At 70.1% G+C, this 24,097-nt stretch carries 19 protein-coding genes; 7 read left to right on the top strand and 12 right to left on the bottom strand.

The window, feature by feature from the left end; translation table 11 throughout:
• The first annotated feature begins 64 nt into the window (after window positions 1-64).
• Window positions 65-631 carry a YcxB family protein gene (locus ABZX90_RS03220; RefSeq protein ID WP_351119494.1) on the top strand — a complete coding sequence of 189 codons (567 nt, stop codon included), beginning with the start codon at window positions 65-67 and terminating at the stop codon, window positions 629-631.
• Between the two features lie 28 nt (window positions 632-659).
• Here the strand turns inward: ABZX90_RS03220 and ABZX90_RS03215 are convergent, their stop codons facing one another.
• The 4 genes from ABZX90_RS03215 to ABZX90_RS03200 are packed head-to-tail and all read right to left on the bottom strand — an operon-like array spanning window position 660 to window position 3,784.
• A complete protein-coding gene (locus ABZX90_RS03215) occupies window positions 660-1,076 on the bottom strand; it encodes a transcriptional repressor (RefSeq protein ID WP_351119493.1) in 417 nt (138 codons plus the stop codon).
• Between the two features lie 58 nt (window positions 1,077-1,134).
• Complete coding sequence (locus ABZX90_RS03210) at window positions 1,135-2,037, bottom strand: metal ABC transporter permease (RefSeq protein ID WP_351119492.1); 903 nt, start codon at window positions 2,035-2,037, stop codon at window positions 1,135-1,137.
• Window positions 2,037-2,804 carry a metal ABC transporter ATP-binding protein gene (locus ABZX90_RS03205; RefSeq protein WP_355201122.1) on the bottom strand — a complete coding sequence of 256 codons (768 nt, stop codon included), beginning with the start codon at window positions 2,802-2,804 and terminating at the stop codon, window positions 2,037-2,039. The genes ABZX90_RS03210 and ABZX90_RS03205 overlap by 1 nt, the downstream gene beginning before the upstream one ends.
• 17 nt (window positions 2,805-2,821) lie before the next feature.
• Complete coding sequence (locus tag ABZX90_RS03200) at window positions 2,822-3,784, bottom strand: zinc ABC transporter substrate-binding protein (RefSeq protein ID WP_351119490.1); 963 nt, start codon at window positions 3,782-3,784, stop codon at window positions 2,822-2,824.
• 199 nt (window positions 3,785-3,983) lie between these two features.
• Here ABZX90_RS03200 and ABZX90_RS03195 point away from each other — a divergent pair, with 199 nt between their 5' ends.
• Window positions 3,984-5,366, top strand: coding sequence for a glycine--tRNA ligase (locus ABZX90_RS03195; RefSeq protein ID WP_351119489.1), 1,383 nt, complete (start codon window positions 3,984-3,986; stop codon window positions 5,364-5,366).
• A gap of 148 nt (window positions 5,367-5,514) precedes the next feature.
• On the opposite strand, the gene ABZX90_RS03190 is transcribed toward ABZX90_RS03195, so the two are convergent.
• From ABZX90_RS03190 to ABZX90_RS03175, 4 genes are all read right to left on the bottom strand, one after another.
• Window positions 5,515-6,567, bottom strand: a complete 1,053-nt coding sequence (locus tag ABZX90_RS03190) for a chitinase (RefSeq protein WP_355201119.1) — start codon at window positions 6,565-6,567, stop codon at window positions 5,515-5,517.
• 205 nt (window positions 6,568-6,772) lie between these two features.
• Complete coding sequence (locus tag ABZX90_RS03185; RefSeq protein WP_266758517.1) at window positions 6,773-6,979, bottom strand: hypothetical protein; 207 nt, start codon at window positions 6,977-6,979, stop codon at window positions 6,773-6,775.
• A 106-nt stretch (window positions 6,980-7,085) separates the two neighbouring features.
• Window positions 7,086-8,315: a M14 family zinc carboxypeptidase gene (locus ABZX90_RS03180; RefSeq protein ID WP_351119791.1), complete on the bottom strand. Its 1,230-nt coding sequence runs from the start codon at window positions 8,313-8,315 to the stop codon at window positions 7,086-7,088.
• Window positions 8,316-8,650: 335 nt separating this feature from the next.
• Window positions 8,651-10,081, bottom strand: coding sequence for an MFS transporter (locus ABZX90_RS03175; protein WP_355201117.1), 1,431 nt, complete (start codon window positions 10,079-10,081; stop codon window positions 8,651-8,653).
• A 101-nt stretch (window positions 10,082-10,182) separates the two neighbouring features.
• On the opposite strand from ABZX90_RS03175, the gene ABZX90_RS03170 reads away from it, so the two are divergent.
• The gene (locus ABZX90_RS03170) at window positions 10,183-11,205 is read left to right on the top strand and encodes a helix-turn-helix transcriptional regulator (protein ID WP_355201115.1); all 1,023 of its coding nucleotides are present in this window, start codon (window positions 10,183-10,185) and stop codon (window positions 11,203-11,205) included.
• A 12-nt stretch (window positions 11,206-11,217) separates the two neighbouring features.
• Here ABZX90_RS03170 and ABZX90_RS03165 read toward each other — a convergent pair whose 3' ends face one another.
• Complete coding sequence (locus ABZX90_RS03165) at window positions 11,218-12,681, bottom strand: MFS transporter (RefSeq protein WP_351119485.1); 1,464 nt, start codon at window positions 12,679-12,681, stop codon at window positions 11,218-11,220.
• A 96-nt stretch (window positions 12,682-12,777) separates the two neighbouring features.
• On the opposite strand from ABZX90_RS03165, the gene dusB reads away from it, so the two are divergent.
• Entirely contained in the window at window positions 12,778-13,932 is a 1,155-nt protein-coding gene (gene dusB / locus ABZX90_RS03160; RefSeq protein ID WP_351119484.1) for a tRNA dihydrouridine synthase DusB, read from the top strand.
• A 73-nt stretch (window positions 13,933-14,005) separates the two neighbouring features.
• On the opposite strand, the gene ABZX90_RS03155 is transcribed toward dusB, so the two are convergent.
• Both ABZX90_RS03155 and ABZX90_RS03150 read right to left on the bottom strand, forming a co-directional pair.
• Entirely contained in the window at window positions 14,006-15,943 is a 1,938-nt protein-coding gene (locus tag ABZX90_RS03155) for a glycogen debranching N-terminal domain-containing protein (RefSeq protein ID WP_351119483.1), read from the bottom strand.
• Window positions 15,940-17,406, bottom strand: a complete 1,467-nt coding sequence (locus ABZX90_RS03150; protein ID WP_355201311.1) for a hypothetical protein — start codon at window positions 17,404-17,406, stop codon at window positions 15,940-15,942. Before ABZX90_RS03150 ends, ABZX90_RS03155 begins: the two co-directional genes overlap by 4 nt.
• A 233-nt stretch (window positions 17,407-17,639) precedes the next feature.
• Between ABZX90_RS03150 and ABZX90_RS03145 the strand changes: the two genes are divergently transcribed.
• From ABZX90_RS03145 to ABZX90_RS03135, 3 genes are all read left to right on the top strand, one after another.
• Window positions 17,640-18,869 carry an ROK family protein gene (locus ABZX90_RS03145; protein WP_355201112.1) on the top strand — a complete coding sequence of 410 codons (1,230 nt, stop codon included), beginning with the start codon at window positions 17,640-17,642 and terminating at the stop codon, window positions 18,867-18,869.
• A gap of 568 nt (window positions 18,870-19,437) precedes the next feature.
• Window positions 19,438-22,188, top strand: coding sequence for a pyruvate, phosphate dikinase (gene ppdK, locus ABZX90_RS03140; protein ID WP_355201110.1), 2,751 nt, complete (start codon window positions 19,438-19,440; stop codon window positions 22,186-22,188).
• Window positions 22,189-23,097: 909 nt separating this feature from the next.
• Window positions 23,098-23,823, top strand: coding sequence for a hypothetical protein (locus ABZX90_RS03135; protein WP_351119479.1), 726 nt, complete (start codon window positions 23,098-23,100; stop codon window positions 23,821-23,823).
• Here the strand turns inward: ABZX90_RS03135 and ABZX90_RS03130 are convergent, their stop codons facing one another.
• Window positions 23,824-24,096 (bottom strand): GNAT family N-acetyltransferase, encoded by a 273-nt coding sequence (locus tag ABZX90_RS03130; RefSeq protein ID WP_355201108.1) that lies wholly within the window; start codon window positions 24,094-24,096, stop codon window positions 23,824-23,826.
• Window position 24,097: the final 1 nt, after the last annotated feature.

Below are 24,097 nucleotides of genomic sequence, written 5' to 3'. Positions count from 1 at the left end.
CCGGGGCGTTGTCACAACCTGGCCTTACGATCATGGCTCATCACTACCGAACCGGGGAGGGGCCGTGATCGAGGGCCAGGGTGCTGCGCCGCAGCAGGAGTTGCCGGGGCAGCCGCAGGGGCACGGGGCGGATGCCGTCGAGCTGGAGTACCGGCCTACCGTCCGCGATCTGTCGTCGGCGCTGAGAGCGCGCAGAGGCGTCAGCAAGGCGGGCCGAAGGCAGTTCTGGGTGCTGGGTGGCGCCGCCGTCGTGGTCGCCCTGGAGTTCGCGCTCGCGCTGTCCGGACAGGACGCGTCCACGCTTCCCGTGATCTGGCTTGTCCTTTTCGCGCCCCTCTTCTTTCTGACGCCCTGGCTCCAGGCCCGCCAGGTGCAACGCTTCGCGGAGGTCCAGGGCACCTTCCGGGTGACCGTCACGGACGCCGGGGTGACAGTGGCCACGGACAACACCACGATGACGCTCAACTGGGTCGCACAGCCCCGCTACCGGGAGACGGCTGACACCTTCGTCATGCTCAGCCCCGACAAGAACGCCGTCGGCTTCACCGTGCTGCCCAAGCGCGCCGCGCACACCCCCGCGGACGTGGACAGGCTGCGGGCGATCCTCGACCGCAGCCTGACCCGCGTCTGACGCCCTGGGGCGTCCGCGCACAGTGGGCTCAGCCCTTCGCCGCCGCGCAGTCCGCGCACGTACCGAAGATCTCGACCGTGTGCGCCACGTTCACGTAGCCGTGCTCCGCGGCGATGGCCTCCGCCCACTTCTCGACGGCCGGGCCCTCCACCTCCACGGCCTTGCCGCACACGCGGCAGACGAGGTGGTGGTGGTGCTCGCCGCTGGAGCAGCGCCGGTAGACGGACTCGCCCTCCGACGTGCGCAGGACGTCGACCTCGCCGGCGTCGGCCAGGGACTGGAGCGTGCGGTAGACCGTGGTGAGCCCGACCGAGTCGCCCTTGTGCTTGAGCATGTCGTGGAGCTCCTGCGCACTGCGGAACTCGGCCACCTCGTCGAGCGCGGCCGCCACGGCGGCACGCTGCCGGGTGGAACGGCCCCGGACGGGCGATCCAGCGGTTGTCACCGTTGCCTCCTCGCGTCTGCCCTTGCCCGGCCATTGTGCCAGTCCGGGCTGTGCCCGGTCAGACGCCGACCGTGCTCTCCGAGCCGCGCGCGGCCGGAATGGCGCACTCGGCCGGGTCCCCGGCCGCCTGCGCCGCGGCCAGGGCACGGGCCCGGCGGCGGGCCACCGGCGCCGCCAGCGCCGTCAGCGCGATGAACGCGCCGATCGTCAGCAGCACGATCGTCGCGCCGGGCGGCACGTCCTGGTAGTACGACGTCACGGTGCCGCCGATCGTCACGGTCACCCCGATCGCCACCGCGATGGCGAAGGTCGCCGCGAAGCTCCGGGTGAGCTGCTGGGCCGCCGCCACCGGCACCACCATCAGCGCGCTCACGAGGAGCAGGCCGACCACCCGCATCGCGACGGTCACCGTGACCGCCGCCGTGACCGCCGTCAGCAGATTCAGGGCCCGCACCGGCAGACCGGTCACCCGTGCGAACTCCTCGTCCTGGCTGACCGCGAACAGCTGCCGGCGCAGCCCCAGCGTGACGAGCACGACGAAGGCGGCCAGCACACAGATCGCCGTCACGTCGGACTCGCTCACCGTCGACAGCGAGCCGAAGAGGTACGAGGTCAGGTTGGCGTTCGAGCCGCCCGGCGCGAGGTTGATGAACATGACGCCGCCCGCCATGCCCCCGTAGAAGAGCATGGCCAGCGCGATGTCGCCGCGCGTCCTGCCGTACCAGCGGATCAGCTCCATGAGCACGGCGCCCAGCACGGACACGGCCATCGCCATCCACACCGGCGACGTGGACAGCAGGAAGCCGAGGCCGACACCCGTCATCGCCACATGGCCGATCCCGTCGCCCATGAGGGCCTGGCGGCGCTGGACCAGGTAGATGCCGACGGCGGGCGCGGTGATGCCCACCAGGACGGCGGCGAGCAGAGCCCGCTGCATGAAGGCGTAGTCGAGGATGTCCATCAGCTCAGCAGTCCCGTCCGGATCGGTTCGGCGTCATGAGCCGCGTGGGGGTGTACGTGGTCGTGGCCGGGCAGGGCGTGCTGGCCGACCGCCCGCGGCGGCGGGCCGTCGTGCAGCACACAGCCGTCCCGCAGGACGACCGCGCGGTCGATCAGTGGCTCCAGGGGGCCCAGCTCGTGCAGCACGAGCAGGACGGACGTGCCCTGGGCGACCTGGTCGCGCAGCGTCGCGGCCAGCACCTCCTGGCTGGCGAGGTCCACGCCCGCCATCGGCTCGTCCATGATCAGCAGTTCGGGTTCGCAGGCCAGCGCGCGGGCGATGAGCACCCGCTGGTGCTGCCCGCCCGACAGGGCGTTCACGGAGTCCTTCGCGCGGTCCGCCATCCCGACGAGCTCCAGGGCCCGCCGTACGGCCGCGTGATCGGCCTTGCGCAGCATGCCGAAACGGGCACGCGACAGCCGTCCCGAGGCGACGATCTCGGTCACCGTCGCCGGTACACCGCCCGCCGCCGTGGTCCGCTGCGGGACGTACCCCACCCGGTGCCAGTCGCGGAAACGGCGCCGCGGAACGCCGAAGATCTCGATCTCGCCGGCGCTGACGGCGACCTGGCCGATGACACTGCGCACCGCGGTCGACTTGCCGGAGCCGTTCGCGCCGAGCAGCGCGACGACCTCCCCGCGGCGCACCGTGAGATCGATGCCGCGCAGGACCGGGCGCGAACCCAGCTCCGCCCGGACACCGCGCAGGGATACGACGGACTCGTTCACGACGTCCTCCACACTGGTCACTTGGCGCCGAGAGCCGTCTGCAGCGCCTTCAGGTTCGACTCCATGACCTGCATGTAGTCGCTGCCCCTGGACTTGTCGGTGATGCCCTCCAGCGGGTCGAGGACATCCGTCCGAAGACCCGCGTCGTCGGCGATCGTCCTGGCCGTCTTGTCGCTGACGAGCGTCTCGTAGAACACCGTCGTGACGCCGTCGGCCTTCGCCATCGCCTCCAGGCCCTTCACCCGGTTGGCGCTGGGCTCCGACTCCGGGTCCAGGCCGTTGATGGCCTCCTCGGTGAGCCCGTAACGCTCGGCGAGGTAGCCGAACGCGGCGTGCGTGGTGATGAAGGTCCTGGTCTTCGTGTCCGCGAGACCGTTGTGGAAGTCGGTGTTCAGCGCGACGAACTTCTTCCGCAGCGCCGACATGTTCTTCTCGTAGTCCGCGGAGTGCTTCGGGTCGGCCTTCTTCAGCGCGTCGGAGATCCCCTCGGCGACCTCGCCGAAGCGCACCGGGTCGAGCCAGATGTGCGGGTCGGTGGCCCCGCTCTCCTCGCCCGCGCTGTCGTCGTGGGCGGCCGCGTGCCCGCCGACCTCGTTGCCGTGCTTCTCCAGCGTCGTCAGCGAAGCGGCGTCGATCTTGGTCTTCACCTCGGCCTGGGCCACCGCGTCGTCGACGGCCGGCTGGAGGTTCTTGAGGTACAGGACGGCGTCCGCCTCCTGGAGCCGCGCGGTCTGCCGGGCGCTGATCTCCAGGTCGTGCGGCTCCTGGCCTGGCTGGGTCAGGTTCGTGACGTTCACATGCGTCCCGCCGATCTGCTCGGCGAGGTACTGAAGGGGGTAGAACGACGCCACCACGTCGAGTTTTCCGTTGTTCTTGCCGTCGGCCGAGGCGGAACCCGAGCAGGCGGTGAGAGCGCCGAGGCCGAGGGCGGTGGCCGCCACGACCGCGGACCCGGATATGAGGCGTCGTCGTACGTTCATGACACTCATTTTCAACAAATGTGGAAACGATTGTCAACAAGCCCTCGTCGAGGCGGTCGCGCACCCCCCCTGACAACAGGCATCAAGCGGATGTAAGCGGCAGTAAGCGGCCCACTCGGCGAACCGATTTGATACAGGGGTGGGCGACGCCGGTAACCTGAAGCATTCGCTGCCGTCCGTTCGTAATGAAGAGAGCACCGTGGCCGCCGACAAGATCGAGACCATCGTCAGCCTGAGCAAGCGCCGTGGCTTCGTTTTCCCCAGTAGTGAGATCTACGGCGGACAGCGTGCCGCCTGGGACTACGGTCCGCTCGGCGTCGAACTCAAGGAGAACATCAAGCGCCAGTGGTGGCGTTACATGGTCACCTCCCGTGAGGACGTCGTCGGTATCGACTCGTCGGTGATCCTGGCCACCGAGACCTGGGTCGCCTCCGGCCACGTCGCCACCTTCACCGACCCCCTCACCGAGTGCACCTCCTGTCACAAGCGCTACCGCGCGGACCACCTGGAGGAGGCCTACGAGGCGAAGCACCACCGCCTCCCCGAGAACGGCCTCGCGGACGTCAACTGCCCCAACTGCGGCAACAAGGGCATGTTCACCGAGCCCAAGCAGTTCTCCGGTCTCCTCAGCACCCACCTCGGCCCCACCCAGGACAGCGGCTCCGTCGCCTACCTGCGCCCCGAGACCGCCCAGGGCATCTTCACCAACTTCGCCCAGGTGCAGACCACCTCGCGCCGCAAGCCGCCGTTCGGCATCGCGCAGATGGGCAAGTCCTTCCGCAACGAGATCACGCCCGGCAACTTCATCTTCCGCACCCGCGAGTTCGAGCAGATGGAGATGGAGTTCTTCGTCAAGCCGGGCGAGGACGAGAAGTGGCAGGAGTACTGGATGGAGCAGCGCTGGAACTGGTACACCGGTCTCGGCATGAACGAAGAGAACATGCGGTGGTTCGAGCACCCGCAGGAGAAGCTCTCCCACTACTCCAAGCGCACCGCCGACATCGAGTACCGCTTCCAGTTCGGCGGCAACGAGTGGGGTGAGCTGGAAGGCGTGGCCAACCGCACCGACTACGACCTCGGCGCGCACTCCAAGGCCTCCGGCCAGGACCTCTCCTACTTCGACCAGGAAGCCGGAGAGCGCTGGACCCCGTACGTCATCGAGCCCGCCGCCGGTGTCGGCCGCGCCATGCTCGCCTTCCTCCTCGACGCCTACGTCGAGGACGAGGCCCCGAACGCCAAGGGCAAGATGGAGAAGCGCACCGTGCTGCGCCTCGACCCGCGCCTCGCGCCCGTCAAGGTCGCCGTGCTGCCCCTGTCGCGCAACCCGGAGCTCTCGCCCAAGGCGAAGGGCCTGGCCACCGCGCTGCGCCAGAACTGGAACATCGAGTTCGACGACGCCGGCGCCATCGGCCGCCGCTACCGTCGCCAGGACGAGATCGGCACCCCGTTCTGCGTCACCGTCGACTTCGACACCCTGGACGACAACGCCGTCACGGTGCGCGAGCGCGACTCCATGAAGCAGGAGCGTGTCTCGCTCGACCAGATCGAGGGTTACCTGGCCGGCCGCCTCATCGGCTGCTGACCCAAGCGCTCACGAAGCCCCCGGTTCCCGAGCAGGGAACCGGGGGCTTCGCGTTGTCCCGGACCATGGGGTGTCCGGGCGTCGGTGGCACCGGTGGCGTCGGTGGGCCGGGCGGCACCGGTGGCGTCATTGGCCGGCGGGGCCGGCCTCAGCGGCCCTGCAGTGCCTTCACGTTGTCGCCGAACGTCCAGTTCTTCGATCCGTCCCAGTTGACCGACCAGGTCATCAGACCCTTGAGGGCGGTGCCGTAGTGGCGCCAGGCCTGGGAGACGAGAGCCGGTGCCATGTAGCCGCCACCGGCGCCGGACTGCGCGGGCAGCCCCGGCACCTGCTTGTCGTAGGGAACCTTGATGGTGGTCCCCTGCACCACGAGCCCCTTGTTCAGGCAGTCGGTCTGGGCGGTGAAGCCCTGGACCGTTCCCGCGGAGTACGCGTCACCGGAACAGCCGTACATGCTCCCGTTGTAGTACTGCATGTTCAGCCACCACAAGCGCCCGTTGTCCGCGTACTTCTTGACGATCGGCAGATAGGCGCCCCAGATCGAGCCGTACGCGACGCTGCCGCCGGTGACATACGCCGTCTCCGGTGCCATGGTCAGCCCGAAGTTCGACGGCATCCGCGCCAGCACCCCGTCGATGATGCGGATGAGGTTGGCCTGGGAGGCGGAGGGCTGGGAGATGTTCCCGCTGCCGACGAGGCCCGTCTCGATGTCGATGTCGATCCCGTCGAAGTTGTACTTCTTCAGGATGGGCACGATCGTCGCGACGAAACGGTCGGCGACCGCGGACGAACTCAGGTCGATCCCGGCGGCCGCTCCGCCGATGGACAGCAGGATCGTCTGCCCCGACGCCTTGGCCGCGCACATCTCCGCGGGCGTCGCGACCTTCACGCCCGCCTCCATCCCGTCCTCCCACAGCGCGGTGCCGTCCGAGCGGATGACGGGGAACGCCGCGTTGATCACGTTGTAGCCGTGCGCGGAGATACGGGAGTCGGTGATCGGCGTCCAGCCGAAGGGCGGGTGCACACCGTTGGACGAGCCGTCCCAGTTCTCCCAGTACCCCTGGAGAACCTTTCCGGCGGGACGGGACTTCACGGCGCAGGTGTCCGCGGCGGAGGCGCCGGGGGCGCCCGCGATCGACAGGGGGGTGAGGACGGCCGCCGCCAGGGCGACGGCGAGCAGGCGCAGCTTGCGGCGAATCATGCGAGGCCTCCCGGTGGGGGTGCGGTGAGGTGTCGTAGCCATGACAGTCGCGCGGTCCAGACCTTTCGTCAATAGGTCTGGACCAAAGTGGCGCACGGCCCGGGCGGCGGCGTGAACCGAACGACAGCCCTCAGGCCCCTTCGACGACACCCCTCAGGAATCCCCTTCGACGACACCCCTCGGAAAGCCCCTTCGGCGGCAGCCCTCAGGCCTCTTTGGGGTCGACCGTCGCCTGGTGTTCCTCGGCCAGGTGCTCCTCCGCCTTCAACCAGGGGAGGAATTGGGCACTTTTGCGCCAGCCGCAGGTGTCGCATCTGATGGTGCGCTGTACGCCCGCTCGTTGGACGCGGACGGTGTGTTCGCGGCCGTGCTGGTCCCAGCGGCTCACTTTGCTCGTGTTGATCTGAAGCATGACACCTCCTGGTTCTCCCGCTTCGTCTGCGCAGCTAGGAGTGTGCAGCATGGTGAAGATCAACGGGGCTTCTTCAGAGGTGAGTTCGGTGACGGTGCGGTCGCGTTCAGGAGGGGGCGAGGTGTCCTTCGGCGGCCTCGACCGCGGCGGTCGTCACGTTGACCTGGTGTTCTATCTGCCGGTTCACCGGAACCCAGGTCGCCGTGAAACTCGCGGAGTAGGCGGCGCACCAGCGCGCGACGAGGGCTTCCAGTTCGGCGCGTTGGGGCGCTGTCCCCGGGGTGGGCGCGTACTCCTCCAGGAGGCGCAGCAGCATGGCGGCGGCCCGTAGCGGGGTTCGCCTGGCAAAGCCCTCGATGCTGGCCGTGCGGGCCCGGGTGAGGCCGGGAAGCGGGGTGAAGGACGGGTGCGCGGGGTCCCAGCTGTCGGCCAACGGGCTGCATACGCGCAGCGTTTCGGCCACCGCCCGGTGCATGCTGAAGCCGGGGTCCGGGCCGGGTGCCGGAAGGTGGGGGCGCGCTCGTTCGTAGTGGACGCGGACGGTGAGCGCGTAGGCCCGCAGGCGTTCCGCCCAGTGCTGCAACCGTTGTTCGGGAGCGGGGTGGGGGGTGAGGTCGGCGAACCTGGCCGCTGCCCAGACCGGGACTTCCACCACCGCGGTGACGCCACCGTGGGCGTGGGGGGCGAGCCAGGTGGAGTGGTGGGCGTTCTCCGGGAAGGCGGTGGGGCGTTCGGGTGCTCCCGGCGGTGGCAGGACGAAGACGCCGGGGGCGTTCGTGGGCCAGTGCAGGGCGTCCAGCGGGGCCCTTTCGACCGGGATGCCGAGCCGTTCGGCGGAGGCGGCCAGCGTCTGGTCGAGGCCGGGGACGTCCCGGGTGAGCTGGGCGAAGGTGCCGCCGATGTCCGTGCCGTGCAGGGAGATCTGGATGTAGGGCCGCAGCCGCTGGATGACGTCGAGCAGGGCGCGGCTCTCCGGCAGGAACCGAGGGCGGGGGAGGGCGGGGGCCCATTCGGGCTGCTCGTCGGCGGTGGGGCGGAAGAAGTGGCGGTAGTGGCCGAAGAGGGTTTCGGCGTGGTGTCCGCCTTCGTTGAGGCGGGCTCCGTCCGGGTCTAGGCACAGCATCAGGTGCCACACGGTGCCGGGCCGTTCGCCGGCCAGTGCCCGGTGGGCCAGCGCGAGGAGGGTGCCCCCGCCGACGTACTCGTTGGGGTGCGCGCCCGCGACCACGAGGGCGTGCCGTGGCCCTCTTCCGACGCTCAGCATCCGCAGGGGGACGCCGCGTCGGGAGTGGCCGACGGTGCTCAGCCGGCAGAGGTCGGGATGCCGGGCGGCCAGGGTTTCGGCGGTGCGGGTGACGTCGGCGGGTGTGGGATAGCTCAGAGTCCGGAACCGCTGTCGTCCCTGGTCTCCCTCGGGTCCAGCGCGCGGATCTTGATCTCGGACACGGAGCCTCCTCGGATCGCGGATCGGCCGGACGGAACGCACCGGGCCACCGCCGGGTGCGTTCTGTTCGACGTCAGTGCGACTCAGTACGACATGGTGCATCACCGGTGTCAACAGCCCCTGAAGAAAGGAGAGTTGGACTCATGGCCGGTGCATATGCCGGTGGCCGAGAGGGGGAGGGGCGGGTCCCGGCCGGTGCGGTCGCCCGCCGGGCCGGGGCCGGCCCCTCAGCTGATCCTGCGCGGCAGCCGCAGGCTCAGGGCCGTGGTCAGGGCCACGCCCGCCAGTTGGACCAGCAGGGTCGTCACCAGCGCGTTCCGCATGCCGTGGGCCGGGGCGAGGGACAGGAACAGGGTGCCGAGGGTGGCCACCCCGACGGCGAGGGCCGCCTGCTGGGTGGTGGCCATCACGCCGCTGCCGACGCCGGCCCGTCCGGCCGGCACCTCGGAGAGGATGATCCGGATGAGGACGGGGAGCTGGAGCGCCTGACCCGCGCCGGCGACCGCCGCGCCGGGCAGCAGTTCCAGCACTCCGAGGTCCGGCCAGGACCGCCAGGCGGCCAGTGCGATGAGGGCCACGCCCACCGCCTGGATCAGTCCGCCGGCGGTGACGACCCGGGTGCCGTAGCGGGAGATCAGCCGGGGGCCGCACAGGGACGTGACGAAGAAGACGGCCGCCATGGGCGCGAGGGCCAGCCCCGCGGGGACGGGACCGAGGCCCGCGCCGCGCTGCAGGGCCACCGCGATCACGAACATGAAACCGCTGAATCCGATCGAGAACGGCACGATCATGATCAGGCCCCGGCGCAGCGAGGTCAGCTCGAACAGACTCGGTGGGACCAGGGGGGTGCGGCCGCGGCGGTCGGCGCGGCGTTCGACGAGGTAGAAGGCGGCGGCCGCGAGCGGGAACAGGGCGAGGGACACCCAGGTCCACAGCGGCCAGCCCGCCGCCCGGCCCTCGGTGAGCGGGGCGAGCAGTGCCAGCAGGGCGACCGCGAGCAGGACGGTGCCGGGAGTGTCGACCGGCTCCGGGCGCTGCGAGCGGGTCTCGGGCACGGCGCGGGCGGCGAGGACCAGGCCGAGTACGACGACGGGCACGTTCACGAGGAACACCGAGCGCCAGCCGGTGCCCGCGATGTCGGCCGCGACCAGGATGCCGCCGAGGATCTGCCCGGCCACCATGGACAGGCCGGCCGTGGCACCGTAGAGGCCCATCGCCTTGGCGCGGCGGGGGCCGGAGGTCGCCGACTGGATGGTGGCGAGGACCTGCGGCAGCATCGCCGCGGACGCCGCGCCCTGGGCGACGCGCGCCGCCACCAGGGTCCACGCGGTGGGCGCGAGGCCGCAGGCCAGCGAGGTCAGGCCGAAGGCCGCCATGCCGCCGAGGAAGAGCCGACGCCGGCCGAAGAGGTCGCCGAGCCGTCCGCCGAGGACGAGCAGGACGGCGTACGCGACCCCGTAGCCGGCGACGACGAGTTCGAGGACGGCCTCACTCGCGTTCAGGTCATGCCCGATGGTCGGAAGGGCTACGTTGACGATGAAGAAGTCGATCAGGGGCAGTGCCGCGCCCAGCAGCACGGTGAAGAGTCCGAGGCTCCCGAGAGCGGGTGGCGCGGTGGGGGCGCGGACAGTCGTGGTGAGAGTTCCGGTTTCGGTCACGTCCTCCAGACTTCTCCTGGACTCAGGCTGGTACCAGAGTCTCCTTATCCTGGTACAAGCACTACCTGGCAACAGGCTGTGGTGAGCGGCAGGCTGGAGGCATGACGACCATGGTGCGGGACACGACGACCGGCCCGGACCCGACGCGACCGGCACCCGGGGGCGCGGAGCCCGAGGGTGCGCCCGAGCCCCCGCGGACGTCCGGCGCCGCGGCATCGCGCGGCAATGAGATCCGGCGGCACGAGCTGGCCACCTTCCTGCGCAGCCGCCGCGAACGCATCACGCCCGAGCAGGTCCAACTGCCCCGCGGCCGTCGCCGGCGCACACCCGGCCTGCGCCGCGAGGAGGTCGCCCAGCTCTCCGCGGTCGGGGTCACCTGGTACACCTGGCTGGAACAGGCGCGCGACATTCAGGTCTCCGAGCAGGTCCTCGACGCCCTGGCCCGCACCCTGCTGCTGGACACCAGCGAGCGGGCGCACCTCTTCCAGCTCGCCGGAGCCGTCGACCCCACGCCCGCCGCCCGGTGCCCGGTCATCACCCCGGCGCTGCGCCGGATCCTGACCCAGCTGGAGCCGGTTCCGGCCTGCATCCAGAACAGCCGGTACGACATCCTGGCGTACAACCGCACGTACGCGCGTCTGATGATGGGCAACCTCGACACGATCCCGCCCGCCGACCGCAACTGCATGATCCTCGCCTACACCAACGCGGAGTGGCGCGAGTCGATCGTCCTCCTCGACGAGACCATGCGCCTGATGGCCGCGCGGCTGCGGGTCTCGATGGCCGGGCACCTCGGGGAACCCGCCTGGAAGATGCTGCTGAAGCGGCTGCGGACGGAGTCGGCCGAGTTCCGCGAGATCTGGGACCGGTACGAGGTGGTCGGCACCCGCGGCAAGACCAAGAAGTTCCTGAACCCCTACGTCGGGCTCATCACCGTCGATCACACCGACCTGTGGCTCGCGCCCGACCTCGGCGCCCGCATGGTGACGTACGCGCCCTTTGACGAGGAGAGCCGCGAACGGCTGGAGAAGCTGCACGCGATCGCACTGGAGGCGGAGGCGGAGGTAGAGGTCGAGGCCGAGGTCGAAACGGCGTCGCGGGCGGAGGCGGCGGGGGCCGCCTGACCGGCGGCGGGGTCAGGCGGTGGAGGGGTCCTGGGCCCGTACGCCCGCTGTTTCCCGAATCTCCGGGGACTCCAGCAGGCGGGCCGTGCGTTCGGCCGACGCGCGGGCCCGGCGTCCGCTGGTCAGCGCGCCGAGGACGAGGACGGCGAGACCGCAGGCGGTGATGATCCACCAGCCGGGGCGGGACGCCGGGACGAAGCTGTCCCGGTAGGCGGAGGCCTGGATGCCGGAGGCGAGGGCCGCGCCGATGACGGCGACACCGAGGGTGCCGCCGATCTGGCGGCTGGTCGAGGCGACGGCGGCGGCGACGCCCGCCTGGGAGCGGGGCATGCCGGAGACGGCGGTGTTGGTGATGGGGGCGTTCACGAAACCGAAGCCGATGCCGAAGAAGACGTAACCGATGACGAGCGTGACGTTCGACGTCTCCGCCTCGAACGCGGCGAACAGCACGCCGCTCACCGTCATCGCGACACCGGCGATCAGCAGCGACGGGCGGGGGCCGCGGCTGCCGACCAGGCGTCCCGACAGGGGCGCGCAGACGAAGCACAGGGCGGCCATGGGCAGCATCCACAGGCCCGCGTGCAGGGCGTCGAGTCCGCGTACGTTCTGCAGGTACAGCGTCGACAGGAACAGGAAGCCGCTGAGGGCCGCGAACGCGCTCACCGCGATCAGGGTGGCTCCGCTGAACGGCGTCGAGCGGAAGAAGCGCAGGTCGATGAGGGGCTCGTCGCGCCGGGGCTCGTACCACAGGAGGCCGAGCAGCGCGCCGAGGGCGATCACGCCGAAGGCGGCCGTCCCCGCGGCGCCGGAGGTGGGCGCCTCGATGATCGCGTACGTGAGCGAGCCGAGCAGCGCGATGACGAGGAGCTGGCCGACCGGGTCGGGACGCCGGGCCTTCGGGGCGCGGGACTCGGGGACGAAGCGCAGGGTCAGCAGGAGCGCGGCGAGGCCGATGGGGAGGTTGATCCAGAAGATCGACCGCCAGCCGACCGTCTCGACGAGCAGTCCGCCCACCAGCGGCCCGGCGGCCATGGATATACCGACCACGGCGCCCCACACGCCGATCGCGCGGGCCCGTTCGCGCGGGCCGGTGAAGGTGTTGGTGATGATCGACATCGCCACCGGGTTGAGCATCGAGCCGCCGACGGCCTGGACCATCCGGAAGACGATGAGCATGTCGAGGTTCGGGGCGAGGGAGCAGAGCACCGAGCCGATGGTGAACAGGACCAGGCCCGCCATGAAGACCTTGCGCCGGCCGATGCGGTCGGCGGTGGAGCCCGCGAGCATCAGCAGGGAGGCCAGCACCAGGGTGTAGGCGTCGATGGTCCACTGCATGCCCGCGACGCTCGCGTGCAGTTCCCGCTGCATCGAGGGCAGGGCGACGTTCAGCACCGTGACGTCGAGGCTCACGATCAGCAGGCTCATGCAGCAGATCGCGAGCACCAGCATCCGGTGGCGGTGGCTGAGCTCAGGCATTCCCTCAGGGTACGCCGTTGTCGATAGTGCGTCTAACTAATGACCGCTACACGGTCTTCCGTGCGAGCACCCGGCGCCGTACGCCACAATGGGGGAATGTCCACGCCCACGTCCACCGTGAACCCCACGCTGTCGATCGGTCCCCACCAGGTGCAGCCGCCCGTCGTCCTGGCCCCCATGGCCGGCATCACGAACGCGCCGTTCCGCACGCTGTGCCGCGAGTTCACGGGCGGCAAGGGTCTGTTCGTCAGCGAGATGATCACCACGCGGGCGCTGGTCGAGCGCAACGAGAAGACGATGCAGCTGATCCACTTCGACGCGACCGAGAAGCCGCGCTCGATCCAGCTGTACGGCGTCGACCCCGCGACCGTCGGCAAGGCCGTCCGCATGATCGCGGAGGAGGACCTCGCCGACCACATCGACCTGAACTTCGGCTGCCCGGTCCCCAAGGTCACCCGCAAGGGCGGCGGCTCGGCCCTCCCGTACAAGCGCCATCTGCTGCGCGCGATCCTGCGCGAGGCCGTCAGCGGCGCCGGGGACCTGCCCGTCACCATGAAGATGCGCAAGGGCATCGACGACGACCACATCACCTTCCTCGACGCCGGACGCATCGCGGTCGAGGAGGGCGTGACGGCGATCGCGCTGCACGGCCGCACCGCGGCCCAGCACTACGGCGGTACCGCTGACTGGGACGCCATCGCCCGCCTGAAGGAACACGTCCCGGAGATCCCCGTCCTCGGCAACGGCGACATCTGGTCGGCGGACGACGCGCTGCGGATGGTGCGCGAGACGGGGTGCGACGGGGTCGTGGTCGGGCGCGGCTGCCTCGGCCGGCCGTGGCTGTTCGGCGACCTGGTCGCCGCCTTCGAGGGCCGCGCCGACGCCTACGCGCGGCCGACGCTGCGCGAGGTCGCCGCGGTCATGGTCCGCCACGCCACGCTCCTCGGCGAGTGGATCGGCGACGAGACGCGCGGAGTCATCGACTTCCGCAAGCATGTCGCCTGGTACCTCAAGGGCTTCGCGGTCGGCTCGGACATGCGCAAGCGCCTCGCCATCACCTCCTCGCTCGCCGAACTCTCCGACGGACTGGCCGAGCTGGACCTCGACCAGCCGTGGCCGTCGGGCGCCGACGGACCCCGCGGCCGTACCTCCGGCAACAACCGGGTCGTCCTGCCGGACGGCTGGCTGAAGGACCCCTACGACTGCGCCGGCGTGTCCGAGGACGCGGAACTGGACACGTCCGGCGGCTGAGCCGCCGGACGTGAGGTGCGCGCGCCGCCCCGCGCGCACCGGACCTTCCACCTACGGGCGCCACCCCGACTTTCTAGGCGCCGCCCACCGCCGTGAGCAGGGCCAGGGGGGCCGCCGCCGACCTCGACTCCCGTACGCAGGCGTGCGGGTAGGGCACCGGCTCGGCATGGGTGTCGCGGCCGTAGCCCGCGAGGACCTCGGGCAGGCGGTGACCGGCGGCCGTGGCGGCGTCCACGAGCGCGTGGGCCACCGTACGGGCCTCGTCGTGCAGGCCGTACCGCGCGAGCCCCAACGTGATGAGGGCGTTGTCGTGCGGCCAGACGGAACCCCGGTGATACGACAGTGGGTGGTACGCGGGCTGGCCGGAGGCCAGCGTGCGCACGCCCCAGCCGGAGAAGAAGTCCGGTTCGAGGAGCCGGCGGCCGACCAGCTCGCCGTACTCCTTGTCCAGCAGGCCCGACCACAGCAGATGACCCGCGTCCGAGGCGAGCGCGTCGACATGGCGGCCGTCGCCGTCCAACGCCAGGGCGGGGAAGGCGTGTTCGCTCATCCAGAAGTCCCGCTGGAAACGGTCGCGGAGGTCGGCGGCGGCCTGTTCGAGGAGCGCCGCGTAGACCTCGTCGCCCCAGACCGTGCGGGCCAGTTGCGCGGTCCGGCGCAGCGCGTCGTACGCGTATCCCTGCGCGCCCGCCGCCATCACCGGGCCGGTGGGGCGGCTGCCGTCGGCCGAGCAGATGGCGCCCGGGGAGTCCTTCCAGTTCTGGTTGGCGAGACCGCCGCCGTCCGCGCGGTACACGAGATAGCCGCGCGAGGTCAGCCCGCCGTGGTCCAGCATCCAGCCGATCGCCGCACGGGCGTTGGGCTCCAGCCGGCGGGCCAGGGTCACGTCGCCGGTCTGCTCGGTGTACGCGCCGAGCAGCACCAGGAACAGCGGCGTCGCGTCCACCGATCCGTAGTAACGCCCGTACGGCACCTGCCCGAAGTGCGCCAGCTCGCCGTGCCGCACCTCGTGCACGATCTTGCCGGGCTGGGCGACGGCGCCCAACCCCACCTCGACCGCCTGGGTGGCGGCCAGCGCGGGCAGGGTGGCGGCGGCGAGCTGGGGCCGGTAGGGCAGCGCGAAGAGCGAGGTGAGCAGCGCGTCGCGGCCCAGCAGGGTGAGGAACCAGGGGACTCCGGCCGCGGGGACCCGCAGCTCCTCGCCGTCCAGGCCCGTCGCCGGAACCTGGAGCACCGCCAGATCGGACAGGCCCCGCGCACAGGCCGCGGCCAGCTCCGGCCAGCCGGTCGGGAAGGGCACGCCTTCCGCGAACTCGCCCTCCAGAGCGAGGAGTCGCTCATTGGCCGCGGCGGGGGAGGCGGGTACCCGCGGCGCGTGCGCGGCGCCGTGCGGACGCGCCGCGACCCGCAGCGCCAGCTCCGCCGAGCCGTGCGGTTCGAGGTCGAGGGTCCATACGAGGCGGCGCGCGCCCGTGCCCGTCTCCTCCACCCCGTCCGGCGCGGGCTCGGAGGTGACCGTCGTACGGGACTGCCACTCCCCGCGCCGATAGCTGAACTCCACGCCGTCGTCCAGGACCTGGCGCTGGCGTACGACGCCCGTCTTGGCGTACGTGCGGTAGTCGGAGCGCAGCTCGAACTGGTCCGTGAAGTCGGCGTCCGCGGTGACCGCGATCCGGACCGTGGTGGTCGTCGGACGGTTGCTGGTGACGCGCAGCGCCTCCACGAACGCGCCCTCGGCGACGGCCTGTTCACGGAAGAGCGTGTACGCGGGCGGCTCGTTGCGGCCGCCCCGCGGCACCAGCACACAGCGTGCCGTGTCACCGTCCGCGACCGGCGTGAGTGCCTCGGGCACCGCGCCGTCCACCGTCAGCTGCCAGCGGCTGAGGTGCCGGGCGTCCCGGACGAATAACCCGTCCGGAGAGCTGCCGCCCCGTACTCCGCTGATGTCCCCGCCGTCGCCCACGGCGGCGAACGTCCCACCGTGCACGAGCAGATGATGCCGGTCCGTCATCCCCGGTCCCCTCCTTTGGCGCCCGTCTCGAACGCGAATGCGCGCTGTCCCGCAGTGCTGTGTGCCGTGTCGATCAACGCGTCGTGCCCCGTCGGGGACACGATCGGTGCCGCCCCGGAGGACTCGTGCAGCAGGTCGAGCGTCAGCGCCGCCGTCCAGCTGAAACCGAGTGCTCCGCAGGCTTCGCCGGTGTACGGGTCCACGTACTCCGCGAACCCCGACTCCCCGGCGGTGTCCAGCAGGGCGGCCCGCAGTCCGTCCGCCCGCCCGTGCTCCCCGTGCAGCCGCAGCCCGCGCTCCAGCAGCCAGTTGGTGTTGAACCAGGCCGGCCCCCGCCAGTACCGGTGCGGATCGAACGCCTCGCCGGTCAGGTCGTAACTGGGTGCGAGCCGTGTCGCCCCGCCCAGTCCGAAGTGCGGCCCGCCCGCGGTCCGTACGAGCGTGGCGGCGATGTCGCGCGGCAGCGCGGGGAGGATGAGGGGGAGCAGCCCGGCGACACTGCGCTCGGGGATCAGCGCGCTCCCGCCGCCGCCCACCCGCTCGTCGCGGCAGAAGAACATGCCCTCCGCCGGATCCCACAGCCGCTCCACGAGTGCCGCCGTCAGCCGCTCGGCGCGTGCGTGGCGGGCGGTCCCCGCCGCGCCCAGCTCCTGCGCGATACGGGCCAGCGCGTGTTCCGAGGCGATCAGCAGGGCGTTGAACGCCGGGTCCTCGACGGCGAACTCGCCGCCGCCGTCGGCGTATCCCCGGTCCCGGTAGTCCGTGGCCAGCCGCACGTACCGCCCGTAGTCGAGGTCCGTAGGCCGGTCCTCGGGGGCACCGTGGTCGAGGTCGGCGCGCCGGAAGGAGCGGGCCGGCGCCGGGGTGACACGGCCGAGCGGGGCGTCCCAGCACGGGCTGTTGTCCATGCCCTGCTCCCAGGGGTGGACCACGCTGGCGAGACCCCCGCCGCCCAGGTCCCGACGGTGCAGGAGATAGCGGTGCCAGGCCGCCAGCCGGGGATACATCCGGGAGAGGAAGGAGCGCGCCCGGGACATCCCCGGGTCCGCCCGGTGCACCAGCCACACGGCGAGCGCGTGCACCGGTGGCTGCACGATGCCCGACGTCTGTACGGTGCGCGGGGCGCCCGCGGCGCGCCCCGCGGTCGAGGAGCGCCAGAAGTCGGGGCTCGGGAAGTACGCGTCGAGCGGGACGGAGGGGTTGAACACGATGTGCGGGACACGCCCGTCGGCCCACTGGGCGCCGAGCAGGGTCTCCAGCTCCGTCTGCGCCCGCAGCGGGGACAGATGGCGCAGGCCGATCGCGATGAACGCGGAGTCCCAGGACCACTGGTGCGGGTACAGACCGCGCGAGGGCACCGTGGACGTTCCCGTCCAGTTGCCGTTCAGTACCCGGGACGCCCTGAGGTGCAGTGACCCCGACGGCCCGGCGGGATCGTATACGAGTGATCCGGTCCGGGTGATCTCGCCCGGACCGGGCGGAGAGGGCGGGCCGGAGGCATGCGCGGGTGTGCCGGAGGTACGCACGGGGGTGGTGAGCCCCGTGCGCAGTGCGGTGAGCTGGGTTGTGCTGTCCACTCAGGTCTCCCCGAAGACGTCCGACCGGCCGGTTCGGCAGTAGCTGCCGTAGGGTTACGTCTATTTAACACGCAAAACTCAATATGTAATGCAGAGTTGGGGAACGCAAGAGGGTGCGCATGACAGAAAGGGCGGGGAGGACCGTGAAGACCGGCAACCAGGCAAGCTCCGGAGAACTGCTCGAACTGGTGCGCAGCGGCCGGGCGACCACACGCGGGGCGCTCCAGCGGGCCACCGGTCTGTCGAGGGCCACGGTCGGCCAGCGTCTCGAACGGCTGTTCCGCGCGGGCTGGCTCCGCGAGGGGGCCGGCGGGCCCGTCGACTCACCGCTCGGCGGCCGCCCCTCCATCACCCTGGAGTTCGACGACGAGCACGCCATCGTCCTCGCCGCCGACCTCGACACCCGGCACGGCCGGGCCGCCGTCCTCACCCTGACGGGGGAGATCCTCGCCGAGCGCGCGGGCCTTCTGGTGATCGACGACGGACCGGAGGCCGTTCTCGACGAGCTCGGACGCTGGTTCGCCGAGCTGCTGGAGAAGTCCGGACAGGCCGCCGACGCCGTCTGCGGCATCGGGCTCGCGGTGCCGGGTCCGGTCGACAGCGACACCGGCCGTGTCGTGCAGCCGCCGATCATGCCGGGCTGGGACGGTTTCGACATACGAGGCAGGCTGGGCCGCGCCTTCGCCGAACACGCGGGCACCGGCGGCGGTGCCGCCGTACCCGTGCTCGTGGACAACGACGCCAACCTCATGGCGTACGGGGAGCAGCGCGCCGGCTATCCGGACTGCTCGGCGTTCGCGCTGGTCAAGGTCTCCACCGGTATCGGCGCGGGCATGGTCGTCGGCGGCACCGTCTACCGGGGGATCGACGGCGGGGCCGGCGACATCGGGCACATCCGGGTGGGCGTCGACGCGCTGTGCCGGTGCGGCTCGTACGGATGTCTGGCCGCCGTCGCCAGTGGTGGCGCGGTGGCGCGACGGCTCGCGGAGTCCGGGGTCCCGGCCGCGTCCGGCTCGGATGTGCGGGACCTGCTGACGGCCGGGCACCCCGAGGCGATGGCGCTGGCGCGGGAGGCGGGCCGGCAGGTCGGGGACGTCCTGGCCACCGTGGTGACGCTGCTCAACCCGGGTGTGCTCATGATCGCCGGGGATCTGGCCGGAACCCCGTTCCTCACGGGGGTCCGGGAGCTGCTGTACCAGCGGGCGCTGCCCCGCTCCACCGCTCATCTGGACGTGGTGACCTCCCGGCTCGGCGAGCGGGCCGGGCTCGTGGGCGCGGGGGCGCTGGTCGTGGAGTACCTGTACGCGCCGGAGCGGGCCGAGGAACGCCTGGCGGCCCTCGGCGTGTGACGGACGCCCGCGGTCCGGTGGGCCGGGAGTCCCGGTCTGTCCGGCCCGGAGGGGGCGACCTCCGGGCCCTTTGGCAGTCGGCGTCCGTGGCCGTTCGTGGCCGTCCGTGGCCGTTCGGGGTTCTCCGTCCCGTCGTCACCCGTGCGGGGCATCAGCGTGTGACATCCGTGTGTCGTGTCCGGATCGTGGTCCGCATGATGAAATCTGGCTCCACCAAGTGGCGTGATTCTCGCCACCCTTGATAGGGGTCACGCTCAGATGAGCGGATCTTGGGCGACTGCACTTCCCTAAGGGGTGGCACTCAGTGCCACGCTCTGATCGTTCATCGATTAAACTCAGACGTGCCGATGGTCGCTCACCTGAGCGTGCAAGGTGCTCCATGGGCATTGCTGTGTTCAAGAAGTGAAAACATCGCACCCCCATGGCTTGCCAAGCTTTGACTTTTGATCTGGTGGCGGACGAGTGGTTACAGGCGCATGACGCGCAAGTGGACGTACCCAGGCGCCTTCGATCTGGGTATGTTCCCCGTCGTCAGGGCAGCCACCGCGACGTCGAGGAGTCGAGACTCGTGTCGGAAAACAAAGATCCCCACGTAGCTGAAAGCGGCGAAAGCGGCGTCGGCGGAGCGAAGTTCGTTTACGACTTCACCGAGGGCAACAGGGACCTCAAGGACCTCCTCGGGGGCAAGGGCGCCAACCTTGCCGAAATGACCAACCTGGGCCTTCCCGTCCCGCCCGGCTTCACCATCACCACCGAGGCGTGCAAGACCTACCTCGGCAGTGGCGAGGAGCCGGTGGCACTGCGTGACGAGGTGAGTGCGCACCTCGACGCCCTCGAGGCGAAGATGGGCAAGAAGCTCGGCCAGGCCGACGACCCTCTGCTCGTGTCCGTCCGTTCCGGGGCGAAGTTCTCCATGCCCGGCATGATGGACACCGTCCTGAACATCGGGCTCTCCGACAAGTCGGTCCAGGGCCTCGCCAAGCAGTCCGGCGACGACCGCTTCGCGTGGGACTCCTACCGCCGTCTCATCCAGATGTTCGGCAAGACCGTCCTCGGTGTGGACGGCGAACTCTTCGAGGACGCGCTGGACGCGGCGAAGGACCTCAAGAAGGTCACCGTCGACACGGACCTCGAAGCGGCCGATCTGAAGAAGCTCGTCACCAAGTTCAAGAAGATCGTCAAGACCGAGGCCGGCCGGGACTTCCCGCAGGACCCGCGTGAGCAGATGGACCTCGCCATCCACGCGGTCTTCGACTCCTGGAACACCGACCGCGCCAAGCTCTACCGCCGCCAGGAGCGCATCCCGCACGACCTCGGCACGGCCGTCAACGTCTGCTCGATGGTCTTCGGCAACCTCGGCCCCGACTCCGGCACCGGCGTCGCCTTCACCCGCGACCCCGCCTCCGGCCACCAGGGCGTGTACGGCGACTACCTTCAGAACGCCCAGGGCGAGGACGTCGTCGCGGGCATCCGCAACACGGTCCCGCTCGCCGAGCTGGAGTCGATCGACAAGAAGTCGTACGACCAGCTCATGCAGATCATGGAGACCCTGGAGAACCACTACAAGGATCTCTGCGACATCGAGTTCACCATCGAGCGCGGCCAGCTGTGGATGCTCCAGACCCGCGTCGGCAAGCGCACGGCGGGGGCGGCCTTCCGCATCGCCACGCAGCTCGTGGACCAGGGCCTGATCGACGAGGCCGAGGCGCTCCAGCGGGTCACGGGCGCCCAGCTCGCGCAGCTCATGTTCCCCCGCTTCGACGACGAGGCGAAGGTCGAGCAGGTCGGCCGGGGCATCGCGGCGTCGCCGGGCGCGGCCGTGGGCAAGGCCGTCTTCGACTCGTACACCGCCGTGAAGTGGTCGCGCTCCGGTGAGAAGGTCATCCTGGTCCGCCGCGAGACGAACCCCGACGACCTGGACGGCATGATCGCGGCGGAGGGCATCCTGACCTCGCGCGGCGGCAAGACCTCCCACGCGGCCGTCGTGGCGCGCGGCATGGGCAAGACCTGTGTCTGCGGCGCCGAGGAGCTGGAGGTCGACACCAAGCGGCGCCGGATGACCGTGCCCGGCGGACGCGTCGTCGAGGAGGGCGACGTGATCTCCATCGACGGCTCGACCGGCAAGGTCTACCTCGGCGAGGTCCCGGTGGTCCCCTCCCCGGTCGTCGAGTACTTCGAGGGCCGCATGCACGCGGGCGCCGACGACGCCGACGAACTGGTCGCCGCGGTGCACCGGATCATGGCGTACGCCGACCGGGTCCGCCGGCTGCGGGTGCGCGCCAACGCCGACAACGCCGAGGACGCGCTGCGCGCCCGCCGCTTCGGAGCGCAGGGCATCGGCCTGTGCCGCACCGAGCACATGTTCCTCGGTGACCGTCGCGAGCTCGTGGAGCGGCTGATCCTCGCGGACACCGACGCGGAGCGCGAGGAGTCCCTGAAGGGGCTGCTGCCCCTCCAGAAGCAGGACTTCATCGAGCTGTTCGAGGCGATGGACGGCCTTCCGGTCACGGTCCGTCTCCTTGACCCGCCGCTGCACGAGTTCCTGCCGGACATCACCGAGCTGTCGGTGCGTGTCGCGCTCGCCGAGTCCCGCAAGGACTCCAACGAGAACGACCTCCGTCTGCTGCAGGCCGTGCACCGTCTGCACGAGCAGAACCCGATGCTGGGCCTGCGCGGCGTACGCCTCGGCCTGGTCATCCCCGGTCTGTTCACCATGCAGGTACGGGCCATCGCCGAGGCGGCCGCCGAGCGCAAGAACGCCAAGGGCGACCCGCGCGCGGAGATCATGATCCCGCTCGTCGGCACGGTCCAGGAGCTGGAGATCGTCCGCGAGGAGGCCGACCAGGTCATCGCCGAGGTCGAGGCGGCCACCGGCGTGCACCTGAAGCTGGCGATCGGCACGATGATCGAGCTGCCGCGCGCCGCGCTGACGGCCGGCCAGATCGCGGAGGCGGCGGAGTTCTTCTCCTTCGGTACCAACGACCTCACCCAGACCGTGTGGGGCTTCAGCCGCGACGACGTGGAGGCCTCCTTCTTCACCGCGTACCTGGAGAAGGGCATCTTCGGCGTCAGCCCGTTCGAGACGATCGACAGGGACGGCGTCGGCTCCCTGGTGAAGTCCGCGGTGCAGGCCGGCCGTGAGACGCGCCCCGACCTGAAGCTCGGCGTCTGCGGCGAGCACGGCGGCGACCCCGAGTCGGTCCACTTCTTCCACGAGGTGGGACTCGACTACGTCTCCTGCTCACCGTTCCGCATCCCGGTCGCCCGCCTGGAAGCGGGCCGCGCGGCCTCCAGCTCGCAGGGCAGCGACCACCGCTAGCCCGAACGGCGACAAGACCCCGGAGCCGCCGCCCGTCCCCGACCCTCAACACCGATGGGCGGCGGCTCCGGCCCACGAGAAGGGGCGGCACCCTGTGCGGGGGTGCCGCCCCTTCGGGCATGGTCTGCGGGGGCTGTCAAGGTATGTCGCTGACCAGGCAAGTTGACGTTTGCTCGCGTTGGTTGGCGCTGAACCCGAGTGAGGCCGTTGTGCCCTCGTTGTGCCCTCTGGGTGCGGCTGGGTTCCGTCCACGGCCCGTCTGTACAGGTCGAGACGAGGGTCCCAGCGTGACGCAACGCCATGGCCAGCCCGCACAGCAAACGGTCCGTGTGATGGCGCCAGGGTTCGAACCTGGGTAGGCGAAGCTGGCAGATTTACAGCGGGCCGACCCTGACCCACCTGAACAGGCGATACACCAACTTGTGGTCCTCTCGGGGGACGCCTGGGGACGCGGAGCGCCGTCTCAGGCTTTCTGATCACGTGCTGCTTCTGCCACGGCACGGCGAGCGCGGTCGAGGATGTTGCGGGCGCTGAGGGTTTTGGGATGGCCGGGTCCGAGGATGCGCTCTCGGTCGATGAGGACCCGCTCAGCGAGGCCGAGAGCATCCTGAACCCGCCCAACATCAGAACAGAGTGGCCTGCGAACCCGATGGACCGTCACGAAACTTCGCGGGTTAACTGCCTTGAACGCCTGAGGCTAAGGCGCGTCGACCGCTAGGCTCCCTCTCCACCTTCACCGTTTTCCACTGGAGCCCCTTCATGCCCGAGACCAACGAGACACCCGAGTTCTCCCCGAAGGATAGGGGCGCTCTCCTTGAGGCGAGGGCACAGAGACGACGTAGCACGGCGAACCAGCGGGTGGCAAGGGAAATGGTGAGGTCCCCGCTCAACGTTATCATCACAGGGGGGATGCTGTTCTTCGCCGTCTACACAAAGACTAGTCACGGCGGCGATACGCCAATCTGGGTATGGATCGCGGGCTCTCTGCTCGTGGTGTTGTCTCTACTGAGCATGGGCATGAACGCTTTCGAGCGGATTAAGACACTTAGACTCGAACAGAAGGAACGCGAGAGCTACTTTCAGCGCCGGGAAGCTCGCGACCGAGCTGCCCTCGACAGACTGGAAAAAGTCACTGAGCTGGCGAGCCTGCTCGACCTGAATCAGACACAGATCGAGCGCTATCACACCATTGCTACGGATCAGGCTGATCGCTCTTTCAATTCAGCCCAGAAGGCGATGACGGCAGGCATGGTCCTGATTGCCTCATGCTTCATCGCAGGATTCTGGGTCTCCACCGACGTGCGTTGGTTCATCGGCGCTCTCGGAACCGTAGGCGCGGCACTCTCGGCATACCTTAGCAAGACCTTCCTGTACCTCTACAAGGAGTCCCAGGCCCAGCTAAACCGCTACTTCGACCAACCTGTGCTCAACGGCTACTATCTGACGGCCGAGCGACTCGTCGACGGAATCAGCGACGACAATAAAGATGCGACGCGTCGCCAAATTATTTCCCAGGTCCTAGAGGCAAGCACTTTGGTCGGTAGTAACCCGACTGAACCTCGGCCCACGAAGCCGAAACCGCAGAAGTCAAAGCGCAAAACTGCTGTCCCGGCCCAGGCAGCCAGCGGCGCGTAGTCAGATGTTCTCAATCCCAGACAGTTGACACACAATGAGTTGCTCGTTGCCCTCGGGAAAAATCGCCACACGTCCGTCGGCAGTAAGCCGGAGTGGGGTGCCGGCGCCAAGGGCTTCGAACCCCATTCGGCTGTACCATCGAGCAAGTGTCGGTTTATCGAGGCCCACCTGAGCGTACAGAACCTCATAGTGGGCTGCGGTGTATTCGTTAATAAAGGCCTTAACAAGCGCCTCACCGATTTTGTCACCTCGGCGTTCAGGAGCGACGGCCACG

It is taken from the genome of Streptomyces sp. NPDC002935, assembly GCF_040611295.1.
Taxonomy (GTDB): Bacteria; Actinomycetota; Actinomycetes; order Streptomycetales; family Streptomycetaceae; genus Streptomyces.
Note: the sequence above shows the minus strand (reverse complement) of the source record. Positions and strands in the feature narration are given on the sequence as shown.

Coding starts and splice junctions, on each gene's coding strand:
- ABZX90_RS03210 (WP_351119492.1), bottom strand. CDS start 2,037: ATGGACATCCTCGACTACGCCTTCATGCAGCGGGCTCTGCTCGCCGCC.
- ABZX90_RS03200 (WP_351119490.1), bottom strand. CDS start 3,784: ATGAACGTACGACGACGCCTCATATCCGGGTCCGCGGTCGTGGCGGCC.
- ABZX90_RS03190 (WP_355201119.1), bottom strand. CDS start 6,567: ATGATTCGCCGCAAGCTGCGCCTGCTCGCCGTCGCCCTGGCGGCGGCC.
- ABZX90_RS03185 (WP_266758517.1), bottom strand. CDS start 6,979: ATGCTTCAGATCAACACGAGCAAAGTGAGCCGCTGGGACCAGCACGGC.
- ABZX90_RS03170 (WP_355201115.1), top strand. CDS start 10,183: ATGACGACCATGGTGCGGGACACGACGACCGGCCCGGACCCGACGCGA.
- ABZX90_RS03165 (WP_351119485.1), bottom strand. CDS start 12,681: ATGCCTGAGCTCAGCCACCGCCACCGGATGCTGGTGCTCGCGATCTGC.
- dusB (WP_351119484.1), top strand. CDS start 12,778: ATGTCCACGCCCACGTCCACCGTGAACCCCACGCTGTCGATCGGTCCC.
- ABZX90_RS03155 (WP_351119483.1), bottom strand. CDS start 15,943: ATGACGGACCGGCATCATCTGCTCGTGCACGGTGGGACGTTCGCCGCC.
- ABZX90_RS03145 (WP_355201112.1), top strand. CDS start 17,640: ATGACAGAAAGGGCGGGGAGGACCGTGAAGACCGGCAACCAGGCAAGC.
- ABZX90_RS03135 (WP_351119479.1), top strand. CDS start 23,098: ATGCTGTTCTTCGCCGTCTACACAAAGACTAGTCACGGCGGCGATACG.